This is a genomic window from Jatrophihabitans fulvus, from assembly GCF_054781375.1.
This window is the reverse complement of record NZ_BAAGUN010000009.1, coordinates 27744-51751: the sequence shown is the minus strand read 5'-3', so window position 1 is coordinate 51751 and position 24008 is coordinate 27744. Positions and strand designations below refer to the sequence as shown.

Annotated in this window: 26 protein-coding genes and 1 pseudogene; 2 read left to right on the top strand and 25 right to left on the bottom strand. The window is 74.4% G+C overall.

Going from position 1 to position 24008, the window contains the following annotated elements; genetic code table 11:
- The 8 genes from rlmN to ACYVP9_RS22880 form a co-directional block, all read right to left on the bottom strand.
- Window positions 1-1113, bottom strand: coding sequence for a 23S rRNA (adenine(2503)-C(2))-methyltransferase RlmN (gene rlmN / locus ACYVP9_RS22915; protein WP_460607308.1), 1113 nt, complete (start codon window positions 1111-1113; stop codon window positions 1-3).
- Window positions 1110-1685: a hypothetical protein gene (locus tag ACYVP9_RS22910; protein ID WP_460607307.1), complete on the bottom strand. Its 576-nt coding sequence runs from the start codon at window positions 1683-1685 to the stop codon at window positions 1110-1112. Before ACYVP9_RS22910 ends, rlmN begins: the two co-directional genes overlap by 4 nt.
- A complete protein-coding gene (locus tag ACYVP9_RS22905) occupies window positions 1682-2689 on the bottom strand; it encodes a phosphatidate cytidylyltransferase (protein ID WP_460607306.1) in 1008 nt (335 codons plus the stop codon). The genes ACYVP9_RS22910 and ACYVP9_RS22905 overlap by 4 nt, the downstream gene beginning before the upstream one ends.
- Before the next feature lie 20 nt (window positions 2690-2709).
- Window positions 2710-3267: a ribosome-recycling factor gene (gene frr, locus ACYVP9_RS22900; RefSeq protein ID WP_460607305.1), complete on the bottom strand. Its 558-nt coding sequence runs from the start codon at window positions 3265-3267 to the stop codon at window positions 2710-2712.
- A 32-nt stretch (window positions 3268-3299) separates the two neighbouring features.
- Window positions 3300-4121 (bottom strand): uridine monophosphate kinase, encoded by an 822-nt coding sequence (gene pyrH, locus ACYVP9_RS22895; protein WP_460607304.1) that lies wholly within the window; start codon window positions 4119-4121, stop codon window positions 3300-3302.
- 66 nt (window positions 4122-4187) lie between these two features.
- Window positions 4188-5006, bottom strand: coding sequence for a translation elongation factor Ts (gene tsf / locus ACYVP9_RS22890; protein WP_460607303.1), 819 nt, complete (start codon window positions 5004-5006; stop codon window positions 4188-4190).
- Window positions 5007-5038: 32 nt separating this feature from the next.
- Complete coding sequence (rpsB, locus tag ACYVP9_RS22885; protein WP_460607302.1) at window positions 5039-5908, bottom strand: small ribosomal subunit protein uS2; 870 nt, start codon at window positions 5906-5908, stop codon at window positions 5039-5041.
- Window positions 5909-6140: 232 nt separating this feature from the next.
- The gene (locus ACYVP9_RS22880; protein ID WP_460607301.1) at window positions 6141-9242 is read right to left on the bottom strand and encodes a helix-turn-helix transcriptional regulator; all 3102 of its coding nucleotides are present in this window, start codon (window positions 9240-9242) and stop codon (window positions 6141-6143) included.
- Window positions 9243-9411: 169 nt separating this feature from the next.
- Here ACYVP9_RS22880 and ACYVP9_RS22875 point away from each other — a divergent pair, with 169 nt between their 5' ends.
- Window positions 9412-9972, top strand: a complete 561-nt coding sequence (locus ACYVP9_RS22875; RefSeq protein WP_460607300.1) for a peptidoglycan DD-metalloendopeptidase family protein — start codon at window positions 9412-9414, stop codon at window positions 9970-9972.
- A gap of 44 nt (window positions 9973-10016) precedes the next feature.
- Here ACYVP9_RS22875 and ACYVP9_RS22870 read toward each other — a convergent pair whose 3' ends face one another.
- The 16 genes and pseudogenes from ACYVP9_RS22870 to ACYVP9_RS22795 all read right to left on the bottom strand — a co-directional run bounded on the left by ACYVP9_RS22870 (window position 10017) and on the right by ACYVP9_RS22795 (window position 22801).
- On the bottom strand, window positions 10017-11027 hold the full coding sequence (locus ACYVP9_RS22870; RefSeq protein ID WP_460607299.1) for a tyrosine recombinase XerC: 1011 nt from the start codon (window positions 11025-11027) through the stop codon (window positions 10017-10019).
- 627 nt (window positions 11028-11654) lie between these two features.
- The gene (locus tag ACYVP9_RS22865; protein ID WP_460607298.1) at window positions 11655-12923 is read right to left on the bottom strand and encodes a DNA-processing protein DprA; all 1269 of its coding nucleotides are present in this window, start codon (window positions 12921-12923) and stop codon (window positions 11655-11657) included.
- The gene (locus ACYVP9_RS22860) at window positions 12920-14449 is read right to left on the bottom strand and encodes a YifB family Mg chelatase-like AAA ATPase (RefSeq protein ID WP_460607297.1); all 1530 of its coding nucleotides are present in this window, start codon (window positions 14447-14449) and stop codon (window positions 12920-12922) included. The genes ACYVP9_RS22865 and ACYVP9_RS22860 overlap by 4 nt, the downstream gene beginning before the upstream one ends.
- Window positions 14450-14462: 13 nt before the next feature.
- Entirely contained in the window at window positions 14463-14834 is a 372-nt protein-coding gene (locus ACYVP9_RS22855) for a YraN family protein (RefSeq protein ID WP_460607296.1), read from the bottom strand.
- Between the two features lie 93 nt (window positions 14835-14927).
- Window positions 14928-15224 carry a hypothetical protein gene (locus ACYVP9_RS22850; RefSeq protein WP_460607357.1) on the bottom strand — a complete coding sequence of 99 codons (297 nt, stop codon included), beginning with the start codon at window positions 15222-15224 and terminating at the stop codon, window positions 14928-14930.
- Window positions 15225-15242: 18 nt separating this feature from the next.
- A pseudogene (locus tag ACYVP9_RS22845) lies at window positions 15243-15392 on the bottom strand (transposase); the annotation flags it as partial.
- A 23-nt stretch (window positions 15393-15415) separates the two neighbouring features.
- Window positions 15416-15739 carry a DUF2469 domain-containing protein gene (locus tag ACYVP9_RS22840; RefSeq protein WP_460607295.1) on the bottom strand — a complete coding sequence of 108 codons (324 nt, stop codon included), beginning with the start codon at window positions 15737-15739 and terminating at the stop codon, window positions 15416-15418.
- A 50-nt stretch (window positions 15740-15789) separates the two neighbouring features.
- Entirely contained in the window at window positions 15790-16521 is a 732-nt protein-coding gene (locus ACYVP9_RS22835; protein ID WP_460607353.1) for a ribonuclease HII, read from the bottom strand.
- Window positions 16522-16581: 60 nt separating this feature from the next.
- Window positions 16582-17670 carry a S26 family signal peptidase gene (gene lepB / locus ACYVP9_RS22830; protein ID WP_460607294.1) on the bottom strand — a complete coding sequence of 363 codons (1089 nt, stop codon included), beginning with the start codon at window positions 17668-17670 and terminating at the stop codon, window positions 16582-16584.
- Between the two features lie 57 nt (window positions 17671-17727).
- Window positions 17728-18084, bottom strand: a complete 357-nt coding sequence (gene rplS / locus ACYVP9_RS22825) for a 50S ribosomal protein L19 (protein ID WP_460607293.1) — start codon at window positions 18082-18084, stop codon at window positions 17728-17730.
- Between the two features lie 133 nt (window positions 18085-18217).
- A complete protein-coding gene (trmD, locus tag ACYVP9_RS22820; protein ID WP_460607352.1) occupies window positions 18218-18916 on the bottom strand; it encodes a tRNA (guanosine(37)-N1)-methyltransferase TrmD in 699 nt (232 codons plus the stop codon).
- Window positions 18917-18924: 8 nt separating this feature from the next.
- Complete coding sequence (rimM, locus tag ACYVP9_RS22815) at window positions 18925-19449, bottom strand: ribosome maturation factor RimM (RefSeq protein ID WP_460607292.1); 525 nt, start codon at window positions 19447-19449, stop codon at window positions 18925-18927.
- Window positions 19433-19669 carry an RNA-binding protein gene (locus ACYVP9_RS22810; protein WP_460607291.1) on the bottom strand — a complete coding sequence of 79 codons (237 nt, stop codon included), beginning with the start codon at window positions 19667-19669 and terminating at the stop codon, window positions 19433-19435. Before ACYVP9_RS22810 ends, rimM begins: the two co-directional genes overlap by 17 nt.
- A gap of 1 nt (window position 19670) precedes the next feature.
- Window positions 19671-20159 carry a 30S ribosomal protein S16 gene (gene rpsP, locus ACYVP9_RS22805; RefSeq protein ID WP_460607351.1) on the bottom strand — a complete coding sequence of 163 codons (489 nt, stop codon included), beginning with the start codon at window positions 20157-20159 and terminating at the stop codon, window positions 19671-19673.
- 146 nt (window positions 20160-20305) lie between these two features.
- A complete protein-coding gene (locus ACYVP9_RS22800) occupies window positions 20306-21703 on the bottom strand; it encodes an MFS transporter (RefSeq protein WP_460607290.1) in 1398 nt (465 codons plus the stop codon).
- A gap of 12 nt (window positions 21704-21715) precedes the next feature.
- Window positions 21716-22801, bottom strand: coding sequence for an amidohydrolase family protein (locus ACYVP9_RS22795; protein WP_460607289.1), 1086 nt, complete (start codon window positions 22799-22801; stop codon window positions 21716-21718).
- A 46-nt stretch (window positions 22802-22847) separates the two neighbouring features.
- On the opposite strand from ACYVP9_RS22795, the gene ACYVP9_RS22790 reads away from it, so the two are divergent.
- Window positions 22848-23180, top strand: a complete 333-nt coding sequence (locus ACYVP9_RS22790; protein WP_460607288.1) for a TfoX/Sxy family protein — start codon at window positions 22848-22850, stop codon at window positions 23178-23180.
- A 15-nt stretch (window positions 23181-23195) separates the two neighbouring features.
- On the opposite strand, the gene ACYVP9_RS22785 is transcribed toward ACYVP9_RS22790, so the two are convergent.
- Window positions 23196-23981: a DeoR/GlpR family DNA-binding transcription regulator gene (locus ACYVP9_RS22785; RefSeq protein ID WP_460607287.1), complete on the bottom strand. Its 786-nt coding sequence runs from the start codon at window positions 23979-23981 to the stop codon at window positions 23196-23198.
- Window positions 23982-24008 lie beyond the last annotated feature (27 nt).

Sequence of the window (24008 nt, the reverse complement as noted above, 5' to 3'; positions counted from 1 at the left end):
TCAGGGGGTGGCCGCGAGCTGCCCGCAGGCGCCGTCGATGTCACGGCCGCGGGTGTCGCGGACGGTCACCGACACGCCGCGCGAGCGCACCCGCTCGACGAAGGTGCGTTCGACCTGCTTGGGTGACGCGTCCCACGGCGAGCCGGGCGTCGGGTTCAGCGGGATCAGGTTCACGTGCGCGAGGCGGGAGGCGAGCAGGTCGCCGAGCAGATCGGCCCGCCACGGCTGGTCGTTGACGTCGCGGATCATCGCGTACTCGATGGAGTACCGGCGTCCCGTGCGCGCGGCGTACTCGTCGGCGGCGGCCAGCACCTCACCCACCTTCCAGCGGGTGTTCACGGGCACGAGGGTGTCGCGCAACTCGTCGTCCGGCGCGTGCAACGACACCGCGAGCGTCACGTCGAGGTCGGCCGCGGCGAGCTTGACGATGCCCGGAACGAGGCCCACGGTCGACACGGTGACGTTGCGGCGCGACAGGCCGAACCCGTCCGGCACCGGGTCGACGATCCGGTCCAGCGCCGTCCGCAGGCGGGAGAAGTTCGCCAGCGGCTCCCCCATGCCCATGAACACCACGTTCGACAGCCGTCCCGGCTCGCCGAGGCCGCCGTTCGCGGTCGTCGCGGCCGCGGCGCGGATCTGCTCGACGATCTCCGCCGCGGACAGGTTGCGCGTCAGCCCGCCCTGTCCGGTGGCGCAGAACGGGCATGCCATGCCGCAGCCGGCCTGGCTGCTGACGCACACCGTCACCCGTTCGCGGGAGTTCTCCCGCGCCGGGTACTTCATGAGGACGGACTCGACCAGCGCCCCGTCGTGCAACCGCCACAGCGTCTTGCGCGTGAGCCCGTCGTCGGTCTCGCTGCGCTTCACCTCGGTGAGCAGCGGCGGCAGCAACCCGGCGGCGACCGCGTCGCGGCTGCCCGCGGGCAGGTCGCTCATGCGGTGCGGGTCGGACTCGAAGCGGGCGTAGTACTGCCGGGCCAGCTGCTTGGCGCGAAACGGCGGCAGCCCGAGAGCGGCGACGGCCGCGGCACGCCCGGCGGCGTCGAGGTCGGCGAAGTGGGTCGGCGGCATGCCGCGCCGGGGCGCGTCGAACACGAGCGGGAGGGAAGTCATAGCGACTCCATTGTCCCAGGTTCGCCGGCCTCCCCCGACACCACGAGATCGACGCGTTCCCACGGCCGTTCCCGCGCGGCCCAGGCGAGCTCGGACGGGACCCAGTGGTCGCGCCACACCGCCTCGGCGTCCGCCCCGTCACGCTCGCGGGCCCGGCGCCGCCGCACCGGTTCGGACGCCTCCACCCAGACGGTGAGGTCCCAGGGGACGTCCGCCTCGCGCCGCGTCGCCGACACGCCCTCGATCACGACGATCGCGCCGGCGGGGACGACGGCGCTCCCGCGCGGGGCCGCCTCACCCCAGGACCACACCGCGTACCGCGCCGGCGCACCCGCCAGCAGCGGCGTGACGATCTCACGGCGCAGCCGGTTCCAGTCCCACTCGGTGATGCCCACGCCCTGCAGGTCGTCGAGGTGGACGACGCACGCCCGGGCGTGGGCCGCGGCGACGGCGTCGGCCAGGGTGGTCTTGCCGGCGGCGCCGAACCCGTCGACGGCGACGAAGCGCAGGCCGTCGGGCAGCGTGTGCACGGCCGCGATCACGTCCGCCGGACGGGCGCGCCGCGGGGTCACGCCGGGGCGAACAGCGACAGCAGCAGGTAGGCGACGGCCGCGCACGGCAGCAGCGAGTCGAGCCGGTCCATGAGGCCGCCGTGACCGGGCAGCAGCGTGCCCATGTCCTTGACACCGATGTCGCGCTTGATCATCGACTCGCCGAGATCGCCGAGCGTCGCGGTGACGACGATCGCGACGCCGAACAACAGCCCCTGCCACCACTGCTGGTGGAAGGTGAGGGTCAGGAACAGCACGCCCGCCGCCGAGCAGGCGATCACCGATCCGGCGAACCCCTCCCACGTCTTGGCCTTCGAGACGATCGGCGCGAGCGGATGGCGTCCGAACAGCACACCCGCCGCGTACCCGCCGGTGTCGCTGCACACGACCGTGGCGACGAAGGCGATGACGCGGGCGGCCCCGTCGTCCGGGTGGGCGAGCAGCACCGCGAACCCCGCGAGGGTCGGCACGTACAGCAGCACGAACGCCGACGCCGCGGTGTCGCGCGTGTAGCCGTGCGCCCCGTCGCCCAGGCGCCAGACGACCACGGCCAGCGCGGTGACGAGCACGGCGACGACGAGGCCGTTGGTGCCGCGCAACCAGGCCGCCGTCAGCAGTGCGATGGTGCCGACGAGCAGCGGGGTGAGGGTGATGCGGATGGTCGCGGCGCGCAGCGCCTTCCCGAGCTCCCACACCCCGTACAGGGCGGCAGCGCCGACGACGTAGGCGAAGGCCGGGCGGTAGAGGAACAGGCTGGCGACGATGAGCGCGCCCAGGCCCACGCCGACGCCGATCGCGGCGGGCAGGTTGCGGCCGGCCCGGGACTGCTTCGGCTCGGGCGCGAGGGTGCCGTCCGGGCCCGTCGGGCCGTCGACGACCGGGTCGTCGCCCAGCTCGGACGCGGTGACGCGGGACGCCGGCCGCGGGGCCGGACGCGCGGACTCCGTGGTCGGCACCGTCCCGGCGATGCGGCGGGCGCGGGCCGTCGGCGAGGCCGAGGGGGCGTCGGGGGTGTCGGCAGCCATGGTGGACCGCCGCTCGAGGCTCAGACCTCGAGCAGCTCGCTCTCCTTGGCCTTGACCGCGTCGTCGACGGTGCTCGTGTACTTCTGGGTCAGCTTGTCGAGCTCGCCTTCGGCGCGGTGCACGTCGTCCTCGCCGGACTCGCCGTCCTTGACGAGCTTGTCCAGCGCGTCCTTGGCGTGACGGCGGACGGAACGCAGCGACACCTTCGCGTCCTCGCCCTTGCTCTTGGCGACCTTGACGAGGTCGCGGCGACGCTCCTCGGTCAGCTGCGGGAACACGACGCGGATCAGGGTGCCGTCGTTGGTCGGGTTGACGCCGAGGTCGCTGTCGCGGATCGCCTTCTCGATGGCGTTCATCTGGCTGGCGTCGTAGGGCTTGATGACGGCCATGCGCGCCTCGGGCACGTTGACCGTGGCCATCTGCGGGATCGGGGTCGGCGCGCCGTAGTAGTCGACGACGATGCGGGCGAACGCATTGGCGTTCGCGCGGCCGGTGCGGACGCCGGCGAGGTCGTCGCGGGCGACGTGGACGGCCTTCTCCATCTTCTCCTCGGCCTCGAAGAGGATCTCGTCGATCACGGCTGGTCCTTTCGAACGAACGGGGTCGGGATTCAGGCCCCGACGCGGGTGCCGATGGGCTCGCCGTGCACGGCGCGGGCGATGTTCCCGTCGGCGAGCGAGAACACGACGATGGGCAGGTTGTTGTCGCGGCACATCGCGAAGGCGCTGGCGTCGGCGACCTTCAGCCCGCGGTTGAGCACCTCGTCGTAGCTGATCTCGGTGAACTTGGTGGCGTCCGGGTGGATGTTGGGGTCGGCGTCGTAGACGCCGTCGACACCGTTCTTGCCCATCAGCAGCACCTCGCAGCTGATCTCGAGGGCGCGCTGGACCGCGACGGTGTCGGTCGAGAAGTACGGCATGCCGGCGCCCGCGCCGAAGATGACGACGCGGCCCTTCTCGAGGTGCCGCTCGGCGCGGCGCGGGATGTAGGGCTCGGCGACCTGGCCCATCGTGATGGCCGTCTGCACCCGGGTGGGCACGCCCGCCTTCTCCAGGAAGTCCTGCAGCGCCAGGCAGTTCATGACCGTGCCGAGCATGCCCATGTAGTCGGCGCGATCGCGTTCCATGCCGCGCTGCGACAGCTCGGCGCCGCGGAAGAAGTTGCCGCCGCCCACGACGATCGCGACCTGGGTGCCCTCGGCCACGACCTCGGCGATCTGGCGGGCGATGGACGCGACGACGTTCGGGTCGACGCCGATCGAGCCGCCGCCGAACACCTCGCCGGACAGCTTGAGCAGCACCCGGTGGTACCAGCCGCGGGGAGCGTCCGCCGGTTCGGTCGACGCTCCGGTCGGTGCGTCCGTCGATGTGTCGGTCGATGTGTCGGTCGGTGCCGCTGTCGACGACGAAGGGGCCGCCCCGGTCTCGCTCATCCGTGCGGCCCCTCTCGTCGTCGTGCAGTCGTTCGTCAACCTACCTGCGCGGTGTGCGCAGGTGGGTCAGGCGCCCACCTCGAAGTGCGCGAACTTCGTGACGGTGACGCCCGCGTCGTCGAGCAGCGCCTTGACCGACTTCTTGTTGTCGATCACGGACGCCTGCTCGAGCAGGACGTTGTTCTTGTAGTAGCCGTTGACCGTGCCCTCGATGATCTTGGGCAGGGCCTGCTCCGGCTTGCCCTCCTCGCGGGCCTTGGCCTCGGCGACGCGCTTCTCGGTCTCGACCACGTCGGCCGGGACCTCGTCGCGGGTCAGGTAGCCCGGACGCATCGCGGCGACCTGCATCGCGGCGGTGCGGGCGGCGTCGGCGTCCCCGCCCTCGTACTGGACGAGCACGCCGACCTGCGGCGGCAGGTCCTTGGCCTTGCGGTGCAGGTAGGTCGCGACCTGGCCCTCGAGCTTCGCGGCGCGGCGCAGTTCGAGCTTCTCGCCGATGACGGCGGCCAGGCCCTCGACGGCCTCGCCGACGGTCTTGCCGTCCGCAAGCTTCTCGGCCCTGAGGCCGTCGACGTCCGTGGCGGACGAGGCGGCGAAGGCCTTGACGATGCTGGCGGCCAGCGCCTGGAACTGCTCGTTCTTCGCGACGAAGTCGGTCTCGGACGCGAGCTCGACCATGGCGCCGTCCTCGGCGGCCACGAGGCCGTTGCTGGCGGTGCGCTCGGCACCGCGCTTGGCGGCCTTGGCCTCACCCTTGACGCGCAGGACCTCGAGGGCGGCGTCGTAGCCGCCGTCGGCCTCGTCGAGCGCCTTCTTGCACTCCATCATCCCGGCGCCGGTGGCGTCGCGGAGCTTCTTGACGTCTGCGGCGGTGTAGTTCGCCATCTCTTCTTCCCGTTGGTCGGTCGTGGGGTGGGTCAGGAGGACGCGGGCGCGGTGGTGCCGGCCTCGGCGGTGCCCGCGGCGGTGGCGTCTGCGCCGGCGGGCTGCAGCAGGTCGCGCTCCCACTCCGGCATCGGCTCGTCGGCACCCGTGGCCGCGGTGGCGCCGGCGGCACCGGCGTCGGGCTTCTCGTCCCGGCCGGCGTTCGCGGCGGCGGCCGAGCGGGCCACGAGACCCTCGGCGACGGCGTCGGCGACGACGCGGGTCAGCAGCGCGGCGCTGCGGATGGCGTCGTCGTTGCCCGGGATCTTGTAGTCGACCTCGTCGGGGTCGCAGTTGGTGTCGAGGATCGCGACGACCGGGATGCCCAGCTTGCGGGCCTCGCCGACGGCGATGTGCTCCTTCTTGGTGTCGACGATCCACACCGCGCTCGGCACCTTGGTCATCTCGCGGATGCCGCCGAGGGAACGCTCCAGCTTCGCCATCTCGCGCTCGAGCATGAGCTGTTCCTTCTTGGTGGCCACGCCCTGCCAGCCCTCCTGCTGGCGCGACTCCAGGTCCTTCATGCGCTGCAGGCGCTTGAAGACGGTCTGGAAGTTGGTCAGCATGCCGCCCAGCCAGCGCTGGTTCACGTAGGGCATGCCGACGCGGGTGGCCTGCTCGGCGATCGACTCCTGGGCCTGCTTCTTCGTGCCGACGAACAGCACGGTGCCGCCGTGGGCGACCGTCTCCTTGACGAACTCGAACGCGCGGTCGACGTAGGTCAGGGTCTGGTGCAGGTCGATGATGTACAGACCGTTGCGCTCGGTGAGGATGAATCGCTTCATCTTCGGGTTCCAGCGACGGGTCTGGTGGCCGAAGTGGACGCCCGACTCGAGCATCTCCTTCATCGTGACGACGGGCATGCCGACGCACTCCTGATTCTGTTGTGCGCGCGCGGGCGTGCCCGCTGCGCGCGGCCTCGGTTGTTGCGGGACGTGTCGGGTGACGCGCCCGCCCTGGTGCCCGGTGTCGCGACGCGGGAGGCCACGACGGATCGTGGACCGAGGACCGGCCGCCGATCTCCCTCTTGCGTTCGGGAGAAGGACACGCGAAGTCAGCCCGACATGCGGGCTGCGGCGTCAACTGTACCCGCACTCAGGGTGCGGGCTGGAACCCGTCCCGCCGCGCGAGCGCGGCCGCTTCCGCGCGGCTGCGGACACCGAGCTTGCCGAGGATGTTCGAGACGTGGACGCTCGCCGTCTTCTCGCTGATGTACAGCTTGGCCGCGATCTGGCGGTTCGTGCGGCCGTCGACCAGCTCGGCGAGCACGCTGCGCTCGCGGTCGGTGAGCGCACCGAAGCCGGTGGCGTCGGCGGTGGCGCGCCCGCGCCCGACCGAGGACAGCTCGGCCAGCGTCGCCAGCAACGGCGTCGCCCCCAGGCGGGTGGCGACCTCGCGGGCCCGAGCGGCCGGTTCTGCGGCGCCGGCGGTGTCGCCGGTGGCCCGCAGCGCCTCGGCAAGCCGGGCCTGCGCGCGCGCGAGCTGGTAGGCGTAACCGAAGTCGAACGCCTCGACGGTCGCCCGCCAGGCGGCGACCAGCTCCGCGGCCGCAGGCGGCCGCTGCCCGGTGAGCCAGCGCAGGCGCAACACCTCGGCCTCGAGGCGCGCCGACCAGGCGAGACCCTCGCGGCCGAGTTGCCGAGCGACCGGCAGGCCCTCGGCGGCGGACCGGCGCCCGTCGGCCAGCAGCTGCTCGCCCGCGGCGGCGAGCTCGGCGTGCCGGGTGGCCGGGGCGGTCGCCGCGGCGGCGGAGATCGCGGCGACGCCCAGCGCGCTGAGCTGGATGCGGCCGAGGAACCACGGCTCGAGCCACAGCCGGCCGAGCTCGCGGACGGTGTCGGCGATCATGCCGAGCGCCAGCTCGGCGTCGCCCTGCTGCTCGTGGATCTCGAGCCCGGCGTACGCCGCGTACAGCCCGATGCGGCCCTCCTTGAACCAGTGGGGTTCGAGGGTGGGCAGTTCGGCGAGCACGCCCGGGTCGCCCCGCCCGGCGCGGACGGCGAGGGCGGTCGAACGCAGGATCGCCTCGGCCACCGCGGGCGGGTGCTCACCGCGGGTGTCGAGCATGGCCAGCGCCTCGTCCCACTCGCCACGGACGTACTGCAGCGTGCCGGTCATCGCTCGTGCGTGGACGCCGTAGAGCTCCCACTCGCGGCCGGTCTCGACCGCGCGCCGGTGGGTCAGGACGAACGCGTGCTCGGCGTCGTCGAGCCGGCACAACTCGTAGTGCAGGCTCGCGAGCGAGAACCGGCTGCGTACCTCGGACCAGTGGTCGCCCGCGGCCTGCGCCTGTTCGGCGGCAGCGGCGAGGAGGCGGGCGGCCTCGTCGGGCTCGCTGCGGCGCCGCTCGAGCGCGGCCAGGGTCACGCGGGCCTCGGTGATGGCCCGGCGCGAGGCGACCGCGGTGGCCTCGGACACGGCCTCCTGCAGCGTCTTCTCGGCGTCCGCCTCGCGGCCGAGGCCGTACAGGACGCGGCCGCGCTGGGCGAGCAGCCGGGCCCGCAGGGGCGAGGGCGGGCCGTCGGCGATCGCGGCCAGCGCCTGGGCGGACGTGTTCAGGACGTCCTCGCCGTACTCCTGGGCGGTCACGGCGCGCACCGAGGCGTAGAGCAGCATCGCGCGGTCCTCGGCGGGCGCGTCGGGGGGCAGCGCGGCCAGCGCACGCTCGGCCAGCCGGACGGCCCGGCCGGTGAGCCCGCTGGCCTCGGCGGCCTCGACGGCGGCCAGGATCACGCCGGGACCGTCGTCGGGCTCCTCGGGCAGGCGGGGCGCGAGCTCGAGCGCGGCCTCGAAGTGCTGCAGGGCCTCGCGCGGCGCCGCGAGCGCCAGCGCCTCGGCGCCGGCCGCGACGCTGGCGGCGTAGGCGGTGGGCAGGTCGTGCGACGCGGCGGCGTGCCGGGCGAGCTCGGCGGCGCGGTGCTCGGGGTCGGCGGCGAGCGCGGCGGCGTAGGCGGCGTGCAGCCGGACGCGCTCGCCGGGCAACAGGTCGTCGTAGACGGCCTCGGCCAGCAGCGCGTGCCGGAACGTGTAACCGCGGCCGCTGCTCGTCAACTGCAGCACGTAGCGGTCGATGGCCTCGCGCAGGGCGCCGTCGAGGGCCGCCGCGGGCATGCCCGCGGCGGCGGCGAGCATGTCGTGCGAGACCCGCCGGCCGGCGACGGCGGCGACGCGGACGACCTGCCGGGCCTCGTCGGACAGCCGGTCGAGACGCACCAGCAGCAGGTCGGTGAGCTGCCAGGGCAGACCCTCGCGGGAGGCGCCGTCGTCGGCCTGGACGATCGCCGACAACAGCTCCTCGGCGAAGAAGGCGTTGCCGTCGGCGCGCCGGACGATGTCGTCGAGATCGCGCTCGTCGACCTCGGCGACCATCGCGCGCACGAAGGTGCGGACGTCCTCGGACGCCATGGGGTCGAGCGCGACGCGGCTGACCGCGGGCAACCGGGCCCACTCGGCGAGGGTGCGCCGCAGCGGATGGCGCCGATGCAGGTCGTCGGACCGGTAGCTGGCCACGATGGCGAGGCGGTCGCCGTCGAGCCGGGTGAACAGGAAGCCGAGCAGGTCGCGGGTCGCCTGGTCGGCCCAGTGCGCGTCCTCGACGACGAGCGCGACCGGCTGCGTGGCGGCCAGGTGCGCGAGCGCCCCGCGGACGGCGTCGAACAGCTCGCCGCGATCGACGCGGTCGTCGCCGTCGGCCGCGCCGGCACGGCCGCCGCCGTGGTGCGGGAGCAGGCGGACGAGCGCCGGGAAGCGGTCGCCCAGCTCGGCCACCAGCTCGGGCTGCTCGTCGGCCAGCCGGCCGAAGGCCTCGCTGAACGGCAGATAGGGCGGCGGGGTGTCGCCGAGATCGACGCAGTGGCCGATGAGGCTGCGGAACCCCAGGTCGGCCGCGACCCCGACGAGCTCGGCGAGCAGCCGCGTCTTGCCCACCCCGGCGTCGCCACCGACGATCAGCCCGGCCGCACGGCCGTCGGCCGCGGCGCGCAGCGCGGCGCTCAGGTCGGCGAGCTCGGCGGCCCGTCCGACCAGTGGGATGCTCTGGCGCGGCACCCCGTCATCCTCTCGCGTGCCGCCGACAACGCGGGCAGGGTCGGCACCGGGGCCGGGCAACAGTGTCGACAGCAGTGTCGACAGCGGTGTCGACAGCGGTGTCGACAGCGGTGTCGACGTCGCGTCGAGGTCGGGTCCGATGAGGGTCATGGCCGCCAGCCTGCGCGTCTGAGGGTGGGCGGTGCATGGGGAATTCGCCCTACTGCGGTCGCGGCCGGGCGTCAACGCGGACCGGCGGCGGCCTGTGGACGACCGCCGTCCGTCCCCAGGGCCCGCGCGATCCCACCGGACGGTCGGACCGCCGCGGCACTCTCGCCGGATGACCCGGATCCGGTTGCCGCGCCGTGGTGCCCGGTGCCGGATCGCCGTGCTCGTCGCCGTCGCGGCGGTCGCGTCCGGCCCCGCGGCAGCCGCTCCCCCGACGCGTGACCGCGGGGCGCCGGCTGCCGGATCCCGGCGGCCACCGTCCGCCGTCACCTACGTGCCCCCGGTCGCGCCGCCGACGGTGGTGCGGCCGTTCGACCCACCCGCGGGTCCGTACGGCCCGGGGCACCGCGGCGTCGACCTCGCCACCCGCCGGGGGGCGGTGGTCGTCGCGGCAGCCGCCGGCACGGTCACCTTCGCCGGCGCGGTGGCCGGACGGGGCGTGGTGGTCGTCGCCCACGCCGACGGCATCCGCACCGAGTACGAGCCGGTGCGCCCGTCCGTCCGGGCCGGGACGCCGGTCGCGCGCGGCCAGCCGGTGGGCGTGGTGACGGGTTCGCACCGGGGCTGTCCGGCCGGGTGCGTGCACTGGGGTGCCCGGCGGGGCGAGGTGTACCTCGACCCCCTGGAGCTGCTGCGGCCGTTGGGGCCGGTACGGCTGCTGCCGTGGCCGTGAAGCGCTGCGGGGCGACGCGCTGCGGGGGTGGCGGCGGGACGGGTTCAGGCGCGCGGGTGGGCCTGGGTGTAGGTGCGCCGCAGCCGCTCGACCGAGACGTGCGTGTAGAGCTGCGTGGTGGCGAGGTCGGCGTGGCCGAGCAGCTCCTGCACGGTGCGCAGGTCGGCCCCGCCCTCGAGCAGGTGTGTGGCGGCGCTGTGCCGCAGTCCGTGCGGCCCGATGTCGGGGGCACCGGGCACCCCTGCGACCCGTTCGTGCACGACCCGGCGGGCGGCGCGCGCGTCGAGCCGCCGGCCGCGGACGCCCAGCAGCAGCGCGGGGCCCGAGGGTCCGGCCGCCAGCACCGGCCGCCCGCGCTCGAGCCAGTCGGCCAGCGCGTCGTCGGCTGCGAGTCCGAACGGGACGGTGCGCTGCTTGTTGCCCTTGCCCAGCACCCGCAGCACCCGGCGGCGTCGATCGACGTCGTCGACGTCGAGGCCCACGAGTTCGGACACGCGGATACCGGTGGCGTAGAGCAGTTCGAGCACGAGCTGGTCGCGCAGCCCGACCGCTGCCTGCTGCTCCCCCTCGCCGGTGCCGGCGTCGGCGTCGGCGCCGGTGCCGGTGCCGGCACCGGGAACAGCGCCGGCACCGCTGTCGGGGCGGGCGAGCAGCTGTTCGGCCTCGTCGGCCCGCAGCACCGGGGGAAGCGTGCGCGCGGTGCGGGGGCTGACCAGCAACTGTCCCGGGTCGTGCTCGACGAGGCCGGCGCGGTGCGCCCACGCCGAGAAGGTGCGCAGTGACGCCGAGCGCCGGGCAACCGTCGCGCGGGACGCACCGCGGTCGCGCAGTACCGCGAGCCACCCGCGCAGCGATCCCAGCGCGATGTCGGCGGGGCGGCGGCCGCCGAGGCGGGCGAGATGATCGAGATAGCCGACGACGTCGCCGACGTAGGCGCGGACGGTGTGGGCGGACCGGTTGCGCTCGAGCAGCAGGTGACGTTCGAAGTCGTCGACCGCGGCCCCCAGCGCGGGCGGCAGGGCCTCTCGCGAGGCGGCGACGGGGGTCTCGCTCACGACCCGACCGTCCGCGACGGCGGGCGGTGGGTCAAGGCGCCACGCGGAGGACCCCGGCAGATCGCCGCGGGCGGTCCGCGGTGGCGGGGCCCGCGGCCGGGTCCGGTCGGGGTGGGGTTCGACCGGACCCAGCCACGGGGGTCAGGGAGGGCCGCCCGAGTGGGGCGCCGACGGGGCCGGAGGAGAACCACGTCTGCGTGTCGGACGATCCTGGCACTGTCGGGGCGGCCTGGCCGCCGTGATGATTTGTCCGTTCTGCGGGGAGTGTAACCAGATCGCCCACTTCGGGGACAGACGCTCGCGGCGGTCAGCCGCCGTCGCCGGCGCCTCCCTGATGGTGCTGACCCGGCGCCCCGCAGGAATGCGGCACATCGTGTCGCACTGATTGTGACTCTCCGTGACCGCATCCCCCAAGGGACCTGGGTCCCGCACTGCGAGGACGAAAGCGCACCCGCCGCGAGGGACGGTCCGTGGGCACCTGGACCCCACGTGTCGTCCGCCGGACACACGACATGCCGCCACCCGTCCGGCCGTCGGGTCACCGGCACCGCACCCGTCGGCGCGCCGACTGCCCGGTCGCGTGATGTGGCGGTGCGGTCGCGAATTCACGAGGTGTCCACGCGGCCCTCAACCCGTGATGCGGTAGCCGTCGGGAACCTGCTCGACCAGGCCGGCGACCTCGAGCTGGGGCAGCGCGACCAGCACCTCCCGGGCGGTGAGCCCGGACGCGACGACGAGCTCGTCCGGGTGCACCGCGCGGTCGGCGGGGAACCCGTCGAACACGCAGCGTGACCGTTCGTCGACGGTGTCGAGCGCGCGGCGTCGCCGTTCGGCCCGTGCCCGCCGGGTGCCGGAGGATCGTGAGTCGCGGCCGGCGGGCGGACGCCCGGCGCCCTCGCCCGGCGGTTGCGACACCACACCGGGGCTGCTGCCGGCGCCGATGACCTCGAGCACGTCACCTGCGCCGGTCACCAGCACGGCGGGAGCCTGCGCGTCGCGCAGGGCGTCGTGGCAGCCGACCGACAGGGCGGACTCGATCGAGCCCGGCACCGCCATGATCGGGCGGCCGATGCGGCGCGCGTGGTTCAGCGTGTTCGCCGTCCCCGAACGCCGGCCGGCCTCGACCACCACCGTGCCGGCACCGAGCGCGGCGATGAGCCGGTTGCGTTTCAGGAAGCGGTGTCGCGCGGGCGGCGTACCCGGCGGGTGCTCGGACACGAGCAGGCCGCGGTCGGCGACGGCCCCGAAGAGGCGGTCGTGACCGGTCGGATAGGTGATGTCGAGACCACCCGGCGACACCAGCACCGTGTCGCCCCGCACCGCGAGCGCGCCCAGGTGCGCCTCGCGGTCGATGCCCAGCGCGCCGCCGGACACGACGGTCACGCCGCACCCGGCGAGCTCGGAGGCCAACCGCCGCGCCACCGCGGTGCCGTAGGAGGTCGCCGCGCGCGAGCCGACGATCGACACCGACCGGGTGCCGAGAGCGGCGAGGTCGCCCGGCCCGCGGACCCACAGTGCCAGCGGCGGCACCGGTTCGCCGACCTCGCGGTACTTGTGCGGTTCGGCGTCGAGCGTCACGAGACGGCGCACGCCGGCGTGCTCGAGCGCGGCGAGGCCGAAGTGCGGCCACTCGGGCGACTCGGGCACGACGAGGCGCGCACCGACCTCGGCCGCACGCGCCAGCACGGTGGCCGGCTCGACGAGCGCGTACCGGGCCTCCGTCGCTCCCGCGACCCCCGGTGCCAGGCGGTCCCGGCCGCGGATGCGGGCCGCGGCCGCGACCGGGCCCACCTCGCGCACGAGCGACCACACCGCCGGCGAGGCGGGTTCGGCGACGGTGTTCAGGTAGGCCCGCGCGAGCAGGACGGGTTCGTCGACAACCGCTGCTCGGCTCATGCCGCCGCCTCGGCCCGGTCGCCGACGCGCAGCGCGAGCGCCTCGGCCACGTGGCTGCCGTCGGGTACCGCGGCTGCGTCGAGATCGGCGACGGTCCAGGCCGTCCGCAGGACGCGGTCGAAACCGCGGGCGCTGAGGCGGCCGTCGCTCAGGGCGCGCTCGGCGCTCAGCAGCGCCGAGCGGGGCGGGAGCCAGTCGGACGACCGCAGCGCGGCACCGGGGGCGTCGGCGTTCACCGACCAGGGCAGGCCCGCCCACCGCTGCCGGGCCCGTCGACGGGCTGCGGCCACCCGCGCGGCCACCGTGACGGTGTCGACGCGCGGTTCGAGCTCGTCGAAGAACGCCGTGTGCGGCACCGGGTCGACCGTCACCCGGAGGTCGACACGGTCCATGAGCGGTCCGGACATCCGTTGCCGGTAGCGCAGGTGCGCCCGGCTCGAGCACTGGCACTGCGGTCCGGGCTGGGAACACGCACACGGGTTGGCCGCGAGCACGAGCTGGAACCGGGCGGGGTACGACGCGGTGCCGCCGCTGCGTGGCAGGGTCACCCGTCCGGACTCGAGCGGCTGGCGCAGCGCGTCGAGCACCGTCGGGGCGAACTCCGGCGCCTCGTCGAGGAAGAGCACCCCGCGGTGGGCCAGGCTCGCGGCGCCCGGACGGGCCACGCCGGACCCGCCGCCGACGAGCGCGGCGGCCGACGTGGTGTGGTGCGGCGCCTGGAACGGCGGGCGGCGCACGAGGGCCGCGTGCTCGCCGAGCAGGCCGGCGATGGAGTGCACCGCGGACACCTCGAGCGACGCGGCGTCGTCGAGCGGGGGCAGCAGGCCGGGCAACCGCTCGGCGAGCATGGTCTTGCCGGCACCGGGCGCGCCGACCAGGTGCAGGTGGTGCCCGCCGGCGGCCGCGATCTCGAGCGCGCGCTTGGCCGTGGCCTGCCCGGCGACATCGGCGAGGTCGGGGCCGGCACCCGTGCCGGGCACCGGCACGGACTCGGCCGCGGGCAGCGAGGGGCCCTCACCGCGCAGCCAGCGGACGATCTGGCCCAGGTCGTCGGCGGCGCGGACGTCGACGCCGTCGACGAGGGCGGCCTCGGCGGCGTTCTCGGCCGCCACGACCACCCGGCGGACGCCCGCCGCCTGCGCGGCCACGACCGAGGGCAGCACCCCGCGCACCGGACGGACGGCTCCGTCGAGCCCGAGCCCGCCGATCCAGGCCACGCCGCCGACGGCGTCGGCCGGGACCTCCCGGTCGGCGGCGAGCACCGCGAGACCGATCGCCAGGTCGTACCGTGCGCCGGACTTGGGCACGTCCGCGGGCAGCAGCGCGACGGTGACGCGCTGCTGGGGCCAGCGGACCCCCGAGTTGTGGACCGCCGCCCGCAGCCGGTCGCGCGACTCGACCACGCTCTTGTCGGCGCGGCCGGTGAAGGACGTGCCGGGCAGCCCGGCGGAGATGTCGCACTCGACCTCGACCAGCAGGCCCTGGATGCCGTCGAGCGTGACGGCGAGCGTGCGCGCGAAACCCATCAGGACACCCCCATCAGAACGCGCCGGTCAGGTGCTCGACGGTGACCCCGGACCCGTCGCGCGGCCGCAGGACCGCGACGACGTCGAAGCGCACGACGGCGGCGCGGGCGACCCGTTCGTCGCGGTGCGCCTCGAGCCACGCGCCCGCGAGCCGCCGCAGGCGGGCGATCTTGCGAGGGTCGACCGCGGCAGCGGGCACGCCGAACGCGGCGGACGAGCGCGTCTTCACCTCGACGAAGACGAGCGCCTCCCCGTCGCGGGCGACGAGGTCGAGCTCGCCGTGCCGGCACCGCCAGTTGCGCGCGACGATCTCGTAACCGGCGGCGGCCAGGTGCTCGGTGGCCACCTGCTCACCGAAGCGGCCGACCGCATCCTTGACTCGCATGGGTGCCACGGTGCCGGGCCGGCGGCCGGGCGCGCGGGCGCAGCCGTCCGCCTGTGGACGACGGACAACCGGTGGGGTGACAAACCACAGGCGTCAGCGGTAGTCGGCGCTGGGCCCGGTCGGCGGCGTCCGCGACGCGTCCGGCAGCCGGCGGCGCGACGCCACCGGTATCTCGACGACGGCGAGCAGGGCCCGCAGGACGGCGTCCGCGGGCGCGCCGGGCGGTGCCTCGACCCGCCTGCGGGTGGCCCGCACCCGGCGGGCGGCCTCGGTGGTGACGCCGAGCCGCCGGGCGAGCTCGGACGTGCCGAGGTCAGCGGGCATCGCCGCCGCGGCGACCCAGGTCGACAGCGGCAGCCGCGTGCCGGCCAGCAGCGTCCCCGTCAGCACGGAGAACTGCCGGCGGCAGGCGTTGCAGCGCCAGAGCCGTCTGGGCGTGGGAGCACCCGTGCGGGTTCGGCGGGAGCCGCCGGCCGCGGCGAGGAAGACGCACCGACCGCGCTCGCCGCAGTGCGGGCAGGCCGGGGGCGCACCGTCCCACCGCAGCCGCTCGAACAGCTCCCAGACGTCCGCGGGTGGACTCAGCGCTCGAACCCGTCCTTGCCCGGCAGCTCGAGGTCGGGCTTGTCGAGCTCCTCGATGTTGACGTCCTTGAACGTCACCACCCGCACGGTCTTCACGAACCGCGCCGGCCGGTACATGTCCCACACCCACGCATCGCGCATGGTGAGCTCGAAGTAGATCTCGCCGTCGGTGTTGCGGGGCTGCAGGTCGACGTCGTTGGTGAGGTAGAACCGGCGCTCGGTCTCGACGACGTAGCTGAACTGCGCCGCGATGTCCTTGTACTCGCGATAGAGCTGCAGCTCCATGTCGGTCTCGTAGTTCTCGAGATCGTCAGTGCTCATCGGTGCTCATCGGCTCTCATCGGCTCATCGGTCCGTCCTCGTCAGTCGTCTCACGCGACCCCGGCGGCGGGTTCGTCCGCACCGGGGTCGTCCACATTCTCACCCACGGCATCGTCCGGCAGCACGCCGCTGCCCGCGATTCCCATGGCCCGACGGACGTTCACGTAACGCCGCCGGTGCTGGGGGCACGGACCGAGCCGGGTGAGGGCCTCGGAGTGCGCCGCGGTGATGTACCCCTTGTGCCGGTCGAACTCGTAGTCCGGCCACTGCTCGTGCAGCCCGGCCATGATGCGGTCGCGCGTGACCTTGGCCAGGATCGAGGCGGCTGCGATGCAGGCGATCGTCGCGTCGCCCTTCCACACCGCCGTGTTCGGCATGCCCAGCCCCGGAACCGGGAACCCGTCGGTCAGCGCGTAGTCGGCGCGCGGGACGAGCGTCCCGATGGCGCGGCGCATGCCGGCGAGGTTCGCGACGTGCAGGCCGTACGCGTCGATCTCGGCCGCCGGGACGACGACGACCGAGTAGGCGAGCGCGCGGCGCGTGACGCGGGCGAACAGCTTCTCCCGGACGGCCGCGGTCAGCACCTTCGAGTCGTCGAGGCCGTCGATGCGCCGTCCAGGGGGCAGGATGCACGCGGCGACGACCAGCGGGCCGGCGCAGGCGCCGCGGCCGGCCTCGTCCGCGCCGGCGACGAGCCCGTACCCGGCGCGGCCGAGCGCCGATTCGTACCCGCCGAGCGGGCCGTCGCGGCGCACGACGAGCCGGGGCGGACGGAACGTCAGGCCGCCGGGCTCGGGACGCGCGCGGCGGCGGGTGGGGCGGGGTGCGGCCACGGCCACCGCCTACCGGCGCCGCCGGCGGCGCACGAGCAGCACCGGCACGACCGTGGCCAGCGGCGCGACCGCGGGCAGTGCCGGGCCGGCGACCGCGGCAGCGGTCTCGAACGTGGACGGGGTGCCGAGGGTGGTCCACCGCGACGGCGGCCAGGCGATCACGATGGCCTTGCCGATGACGTTGTCGACGGGCACTGTGCTGGACGTCGCGTCGCAGTTGCGATCGTCCGCCGTGCCCTCCTCGTCCGGCGAGCAGTGGTAGCGCGAGTCGGCCGAGTCGGTGCGGTGATCGCCCATCACCCAGAGCCGGTCCTTCGGCACGGTGACCGGACCGAACGGGTCCTGCCGGTTGCCGCCGGGGGCGTAGACGTACGGCTCGTCCAGCGTGCGGTAGGGCCCGTCCTTGCCGGACGTGGAGATCATGACGTGGCCCTGGCCGTCGCCCTTGACGGTCTGCCCGCCAACCGCGATGACCCGCTTGACCAGCACCTGGCCGTCGGGCGGCACGAACCCGATCAGCTGGCCGAAACCGCGCACCGCCCGCACGACCGGGTTGCTCGGCGGGACGCTGGTGTCCTCGGTGTCCCAGCCCTTCGGTGCGTCGAAGACGACGATGTCGCCGGGTTCGGGATCGCGGATGAGGCTGTAGACCGGCTTGTTGACGAGGATGCGGTCACCGCTGCAGCCGGGGCAGCCGTGCAGCGTCCGCTCCATCGAGTCGGACGGGATGTAGAAGGGCTGGATCACGAACGTCTTGACGACGATGGCGATGCCGATCGCGATGGCGACGAGCAGCGGCAGTTCCCACCACGGCGCCTTGCGACGCGGCTGCTCGGCCTTGAGCCGCTTCTTGCGCTGCCGCCGCGACTCGACGGACGCAGCCGCGCCCGTGTCGGGTGCGGTGCCGTCGGGTGCGGTGCCGTCGGCTTGGGACCCGGCGCTGGCGCGTCCGTCGGACGGCGTCGCGGCCGTGTCACCGCCTGCCTCGGAGCCGGAGGGGGCACCGGACGACGGGGCCTGGGACGACGGGGCCTGCTGCGGTGCCGGCGGGTCCTCGGACGGGCGTTCACCGCGTCCGGCCTCGCGATCGTCCGTCACTCGCCCTTACCTGCTCGCTCGGCTACCGGTGTGGACCGCGGCGGACCGCGGCCGGGTTCAGCGCGAGACGGTCTCGCGCTTCTCCTTGATCTTGGCAGCCTTGCCGCGCAGGTCGCGCAGGTAGTAGAGCTTGGCGCGGCGGACGTCGCCGCGGGTGACGACCTCGATCTTGTCGATGACCGGGGTGTGCACCGGGAAGGTGCGCTCGACACCGACGCCGAAGCTGACCTTGCGGACGGTGAAGGTCTCGCGGATGCCGCCGCCCTGGCGACGGATGACGACGCCCTGGAAGACCTGGATGCGGGAGCGGCTGCCCTCGATGACCCGGACGTGCACCTTCAGCGAGTCGCCGGGACGGAAGTCCGGGACGTCGTCGCGCAGGGAAGCGGCATCGAGGGTGTCCAGGGTGTTCATGTCGAAGTCATCGCTCTCGTCGGCTTGCATGGTCTCGGGTCGGCCCCGGCGCGCGCATCGGGCACCACTGGGCAACCCCACGATGATGCCACACCGCCCGGGACGACCCGAAATCCCCGTGCGGCGGGGGCGCTCAGCCCAGCAGGTCCGGGCGTCGCGCGGCGGTGCGGCGCAGGCCCTGCTCCCGCCGCCACGCGGTGATGGCGGCGTGGTGGCCCGACAGCAGCACCGGCGGCACGTCGAGACCGCGCCACGACGCCGGTTTGGTGTAGGCGGGCGCCTCGAGCAGCCCGTCCGCACCTTCGGCGAAGGAATCGTCGACGGCCGAGCGCGCGTTGCCGAGCACGCCCGGCAGCAGCCGTCCGACGGCCTCGGCGATGACGAGCACCGCCACCTCCCCCCCGGCGAGCACGTAGTCGCCGATGGAGACCTCCTCGACCGGCATGCGCCGGGCGGCGTACTCGGCGACCCGGGCGTCGATGCCCTCGTAGCGGCCGCAGGCGAACAGCAACCACGGTTCGCGCGCCCAGCGGGCGGCGGTGGCCTGGGTGAAGGGTCGCCCGGCGGGGCTGGGGACGATCAGCCGCGGCTGCGGACGGGCGTCCGGGGGCGCGACCGCGTCGAGCGCGCGCGCCCACGGCTCGGGCTTCATGACCATGCCCGGTCCCCCGCCGTACGGGGTGTCGTCGACGGTGCGGTGCACGTCGTCGGTCCAGGTGCGCAGGTCGTGCACTCCGAGCTGGACCTGGCCGCGCGCGATCGCCCGTCCGATCAGGGACTCGTGCAGCGGGGCGAGATAGCCCGGGAAGATCGTGACGACGTCGAGCCGCAGATCGGGGCTCACAGGTCGAACAGGCCGGGCGGCGGGTCGATGGTGACGTGCCCCCCGCGGACGTCGACCTCGGGGACGACCGCGGCGACGAACGGCACGAGCCGCTCGGTGCCGGCGACGTCGAGCACGAGGTAGGTGGCGCCGCCGGCGTGCAGCACGTCGGTGACGGGCCCGAGCTCGTCCCCGGCGACGGTGCGGACGGCGAGACCGACGAGGTCGGTGTCGTAGAACTCGTCGGGGTCCTCGAGCTGCGGGCGGTCGGACGCGGCGATGAGCAGGCGCACGCCCCGCAGGGCCTCGCCGTCCTCACGTCGCTCGCACCCCTCGAAGCGGACGACCTGCTTGCCGCTCGAGACGGCGTGCTCGGCGACGGTGAGGGGCCCCGCGTCGCCGGGTTCGGTGGCGAGCACCGAACCCGGCGCGAAGCGTTCCTCGGGGGCGTCGGTCCACGGTTCGACGAACACGTGGCCCTTCACGCCGCGGGCGGGTCCGACCCGCCCGACCGCGATGAGCTCGTTACCGCCGGTCGACATCGACGACGTCGACGCGGATGCCCTTGCCGCCGACCCCGGTGACGACCTGCCGCAGCGCCTTGGCGGTGCGGCCGTTGCGGCCGATCACGCGGCCGAGGTCCTCGGGGTTGACGCGGATCTCCAGCCGGCGTCCCCGCCGGTTGTCGACCAGGTCGACCCGGACGTCGTCGGGGTGGTCGACGATGCCGCGCACGAGGTGCTCGAGAGCCTCCTCGAGCACGTCAGCCCGCCGACTCGTCGGCCGGCTTCTCCGCGGCCGGGGCCTCGGTCGAGGCGGACGCCTCGGCGCCCTCGGCCGGAGCGTCGGCAGCCTTCTTGGCGGCCTTCTTCTTCGGGGTGGTCGCGGCGCCACCGGCGTCGGTGGTGTCGCCGCCGGCCTCGGCCAGCGCGGCGTTGAACAGCGCCTGCTTGTCGGGCTTCTCGGCCGCCATGCGCATGGGCGGCGGCGCGTCCTGGCCCTTGAACTTCTGCCAGTCGCCGGTGACCTTGAGGATCGCGGTGACGGCGTCGGTGGGCTGCGCGCCCACGCCGAGCCAGTAGGCGGCGCGCTCGCCGTCGACCTTGATGACCGACGGGTCGCTCTTCGGGTGGTACTCGCCGATCGTCTCGATGGACCGGCCGTCGCGCTTGTTGCGCGAGTCGGCGACGACGATTCGGTAGTGCGGCTCACGCATCTTGCCCAGACGCATCAGCTTGATCTTGGTGGCCACGGTGGTGGTTGCTCCTGAGGTGACGTACGGGTGGGCGTGCCGGAACCGGGTGGGGATCACACCGGGTCCGGATCGTCCGGATGGACTGGCTGTTCGCGGTGAGAGGGGCCGCGACCGGCCGGTACTCAACGCGCCATTGTGCCAGATCAGCCGGGGGCCGCCGTCGGCTCGGTCGTGACCGCGGTCCCGCCGGGGGTCTCGACGCCGCTGTCGGCCCAGCCGTCGCCCCACCCGGGCGCCGCGAGGTCGAAGCGGCGGCGGACGACCGGCACGGGTACGCGCCGTCCCTCGTCCTGGCGCTGCAGCGCCCCGGCCCGCACCCGCAGCCACCACACGGTGCAGCGCACCACCCCGAACGCCTGGACGGCGACCGCCACCAGCAGCGCGTAACGCAACGAGTGGGCGTCGGTGCCGCCCTGCAGGTCGAGAACCCAGCCGATACCGAGCGCGATCAGCACCGTCGAGAGGAATCCACCCACGTTGACCACGCCCGACGCCGTCCCCAGCGCGTGGGTGTGGTTGTAGTCGCGGGCGATCGAGAAGGCGACCATCGAGGCCGGCCCACCGAGCATGGCGACGACGAACAGCGCGACGACGTAGGCGGTGGGCGGACGGTCGCCGAGCGCAGCGACGAGGACGACGAGACCGGCCACCGAGACGGTGCTGGTGGCGATGGCGATGAGCGCGCGGGCGGACGGGTGGCGGGCGATCACGGCGCCCACGACGGGTCCGGCGACGGCGCTCGCGATCACGCCCGCCATCAGCACCACCCCGGCGCCCGCGGTGGTGAACCCGCAGACCTCGACGAGGTACGGCGTGCCCCACAGCACGGCGATCGCGGTGCCCGTCGACATCGCGGTGAAGTGCACCCAGAACCCCAGCCGGGTGCCCGGCAGCGCCCACGCCGTGCGCACCCGCCGGGCGACGCCCCCGACACCCGTCCGCAGCGCCTGCACCGAACGGACGGCACGGGGCGGCGGGGTCGAGTCGGCCATGAGCACCCGGACGGCCACCCCGAGGGTGAGCGACAGCGCGCCGGCGACGGCGAACGTCGGCTCCCAGCCGACGTCGTCGAGCAGCAGCGCGAGCGGCAGGGTTGCGACCACGTTGCCGGCCATGCCCATCGTCGCGGTGAGCGAGACGACGACGGGGTAGCGGCGGGGGCTGAAGTGCGTCGCGGCGAAGCGCAGGACGCTGACGAAGGTGAGCGCGTCGCCGCTGCCGAGCAGGGCGCGGGCGAGCAGCGCCAGCGGGTAGCTGTGGACGGTCGCGAACAGCAGTTGCGCCGATCCCATGAGCAGCGCGGCGACGGTGAGCACGCGGCGTGGACCGTGGCGGTCGACGAGGATGCCCGTGGGCACCTGCATCGCCGCGTAGACGCCCAGCTGCAGGAAGATGAAACCCGACAGCTGGGCCGGGCTGATGTCGAAGCGCCGCTCGGCCTGCAGGCCGGCGATGCCCAGCGAGGTGCGGTGCAGCACCGCGAGCAGGTACACGCTCGCGGCGAGCAGCCAGCCGGCGACCGCCGGGCGCGAGGACGACATTGCGTCCCCAGCTTAGGAGACGACGGCCCCTCGCAGGACTGTCGTGACCGGTGCGTGGATCGCCGAGAGGTCGGACCGGGGGTCGCTGCCGTAGACGACGAGGTCGGCCGGGGCCCCCTCGTCCAGCCCGGGCAGGCCCAGCCACTCCCGCGCCCGCCAGGACGCCAGGGCGATGACCTCGGCCTGCGGGATGCCCGCGCCCACCAGCGCGCGGATCTCGTCGCGGACGAGGCCGTGCGGCAACGATCCGCCGGCGTCGGTGCCGGTGAAGACGGGGATGCCCGCCTCCCACGCGGTGCGGACGCGCTCGCGAGACGTCGCGTACAGCGAGCGCATGTGCGCGGCGTACGCCGGGAACTTCGCCTCGCCGCCGAGGGCGATCTGCGGGAAGTTGTCGATGTTGATCAGAGTCGGCACGACGGCGGCGCCCGCCTGCTTCACCGCGTCGAAGAGGTCCTCGGTGAGCCCGGTGCCGTGCTCGATGGAGTCGATGCCGGCGGCGATCAGCCCCGGCAGGGCGTCCTCGCCGAACACGTGGGCCGCAACCCGCGCCCCCAGCTCGTGCGCCCGGGCGATGCCCGCGGCGAGCGCGTCGTCCGGGAACGTCGGGGCCAGGTCGCCCACCTCGCGGTCGATCCAGTCGGCGGCGATCTTGACCCAGGTGCCGTCGCCCTCGGCGACCTGCCGCTCGACCTCGGCGACGAGGCCGTCCGGTTCGACCTCGACACCGAGCCCGCGGATGTAGCGCTTCGTGCGGGCGATGTGCCGGCCGGCCCGCACGAGGCGGGGCAGGTCGTCGCGCGCCTGCATCCAGCTGTTGTCGACCGGCGAGCCCGCGTCGCGCAGCAGCAGCGCACCGGCGTTGCGGTTGCGCAGCGCCTGCTGCTCCTGGATCTCCTGCTCCGGGTTGTGACCGGCCGGCGAGAGCCCGATGTGACAGTGCGCGTCGACGAAGCCGGGCGTGATCCAGCCGCGGTCGGCGATCGTCTGCACGTCCCGGTCGCCGGACGGGCGGGTGAAGGTCAACCGGCCGTCGACGACCCAGGCGTCGCGCTCGGTCTCGTCGGGCAGGAACACGCCGTGCAGGTGCAGCACCATGCGCCGGACGCTACTGCCCGGGCCGCGGCGCTGACATGATCGGCCCGTGTCCTACGACGCCGACGACGCCGAGCGGGTGCGCGCGCTCGCGCACCGCCTTCCGGGGGTGTCCGAGCAGCGGATGTTCGGTGGACTCGCGTTCCTCGTCGGCGGCCACATGGCGGTCACGGTGAGCGGACGGGGCGGGCTCATGGTGCGCTGCGAGCGCGACGCCACCGACGCGCTGCTGGCCGAGCCGGGTGCGGCCCCGATGGTGATGTCCGGGCGCGAGGTGCGCGGCTGGGTGCGGGTCGACGCGACCGCGCTCGACGACGCGGCGTTCGAGACCTGGGTGCGGCGCGGCCTCGACCACGCCGCCGGCCTGCCGCCCAAGGGCTGACCCTGCCGGCCGGCGTCAGCGGGCGACGACGACCTGTGGCCCCGCCGCGCCGATCTCGGCCACCAGCCCGGGATCGGCGGCGGCGTCGGTGACGAGGGTGTCGACCTGACCGAGCTCGGCGAGCACGGTGGGCCCACGCCGCCCGAGCTTGCTCGAGTCGGCCAGCACCATGAGCCCGTCCGTGTGCTTGAGCATGCCGTGGTGGTAGCCGGCCTGGGTGACCTTGGCGCCGGTGACGCCGATGTCGGGGTGCACGCCATGGGCGCCCGCGACGATCAGCTGCATGTGCAGGTCGCGCATGCCGTGCTCGGTGAGCGGGCCCATCAACGTCATCTGGTGGCGGTGCAGGTACCCCCCGACGACGACGAGCGTGATGTCGGGTGCGTCGCGCAGGGCGTACGCGATCTCGAGACCGTTCGTGACGACGGTGAGCCGGCGCCCGTGCAGCAGCGGCACGAGATGCGCGGTCGTCGATCCCGACAGCAGCATGATCGTCGTGTCGTCGGAGATGCGCTCGGCCGCCGCCGCCGCGATGCGCGTCTTGGCCTCGGCCATGTCGGGGCCGTCGTCGGCGGACGTGCCCGCGTCGTCGCGCGCAGGCCGGCCGCGCTCGTCGGGGACGTCGGGCACGTACGCCCCGCCATGCGCCCGGCGCAGCTGCCCCTGGCGCTCGAGCTCGGTGAGATCACGTCGCACCGTCCACTCGCTGACGTGGAGCGCCTCGGCGAGCATGCCCACCTGGGCGCTGCCGTGCCGGCGCACGTGCTCCAGCAGCTGGCGCCGGCGGTCGGGGACGAGCACGGGATCACACGCTCTCGCATCGGCGAC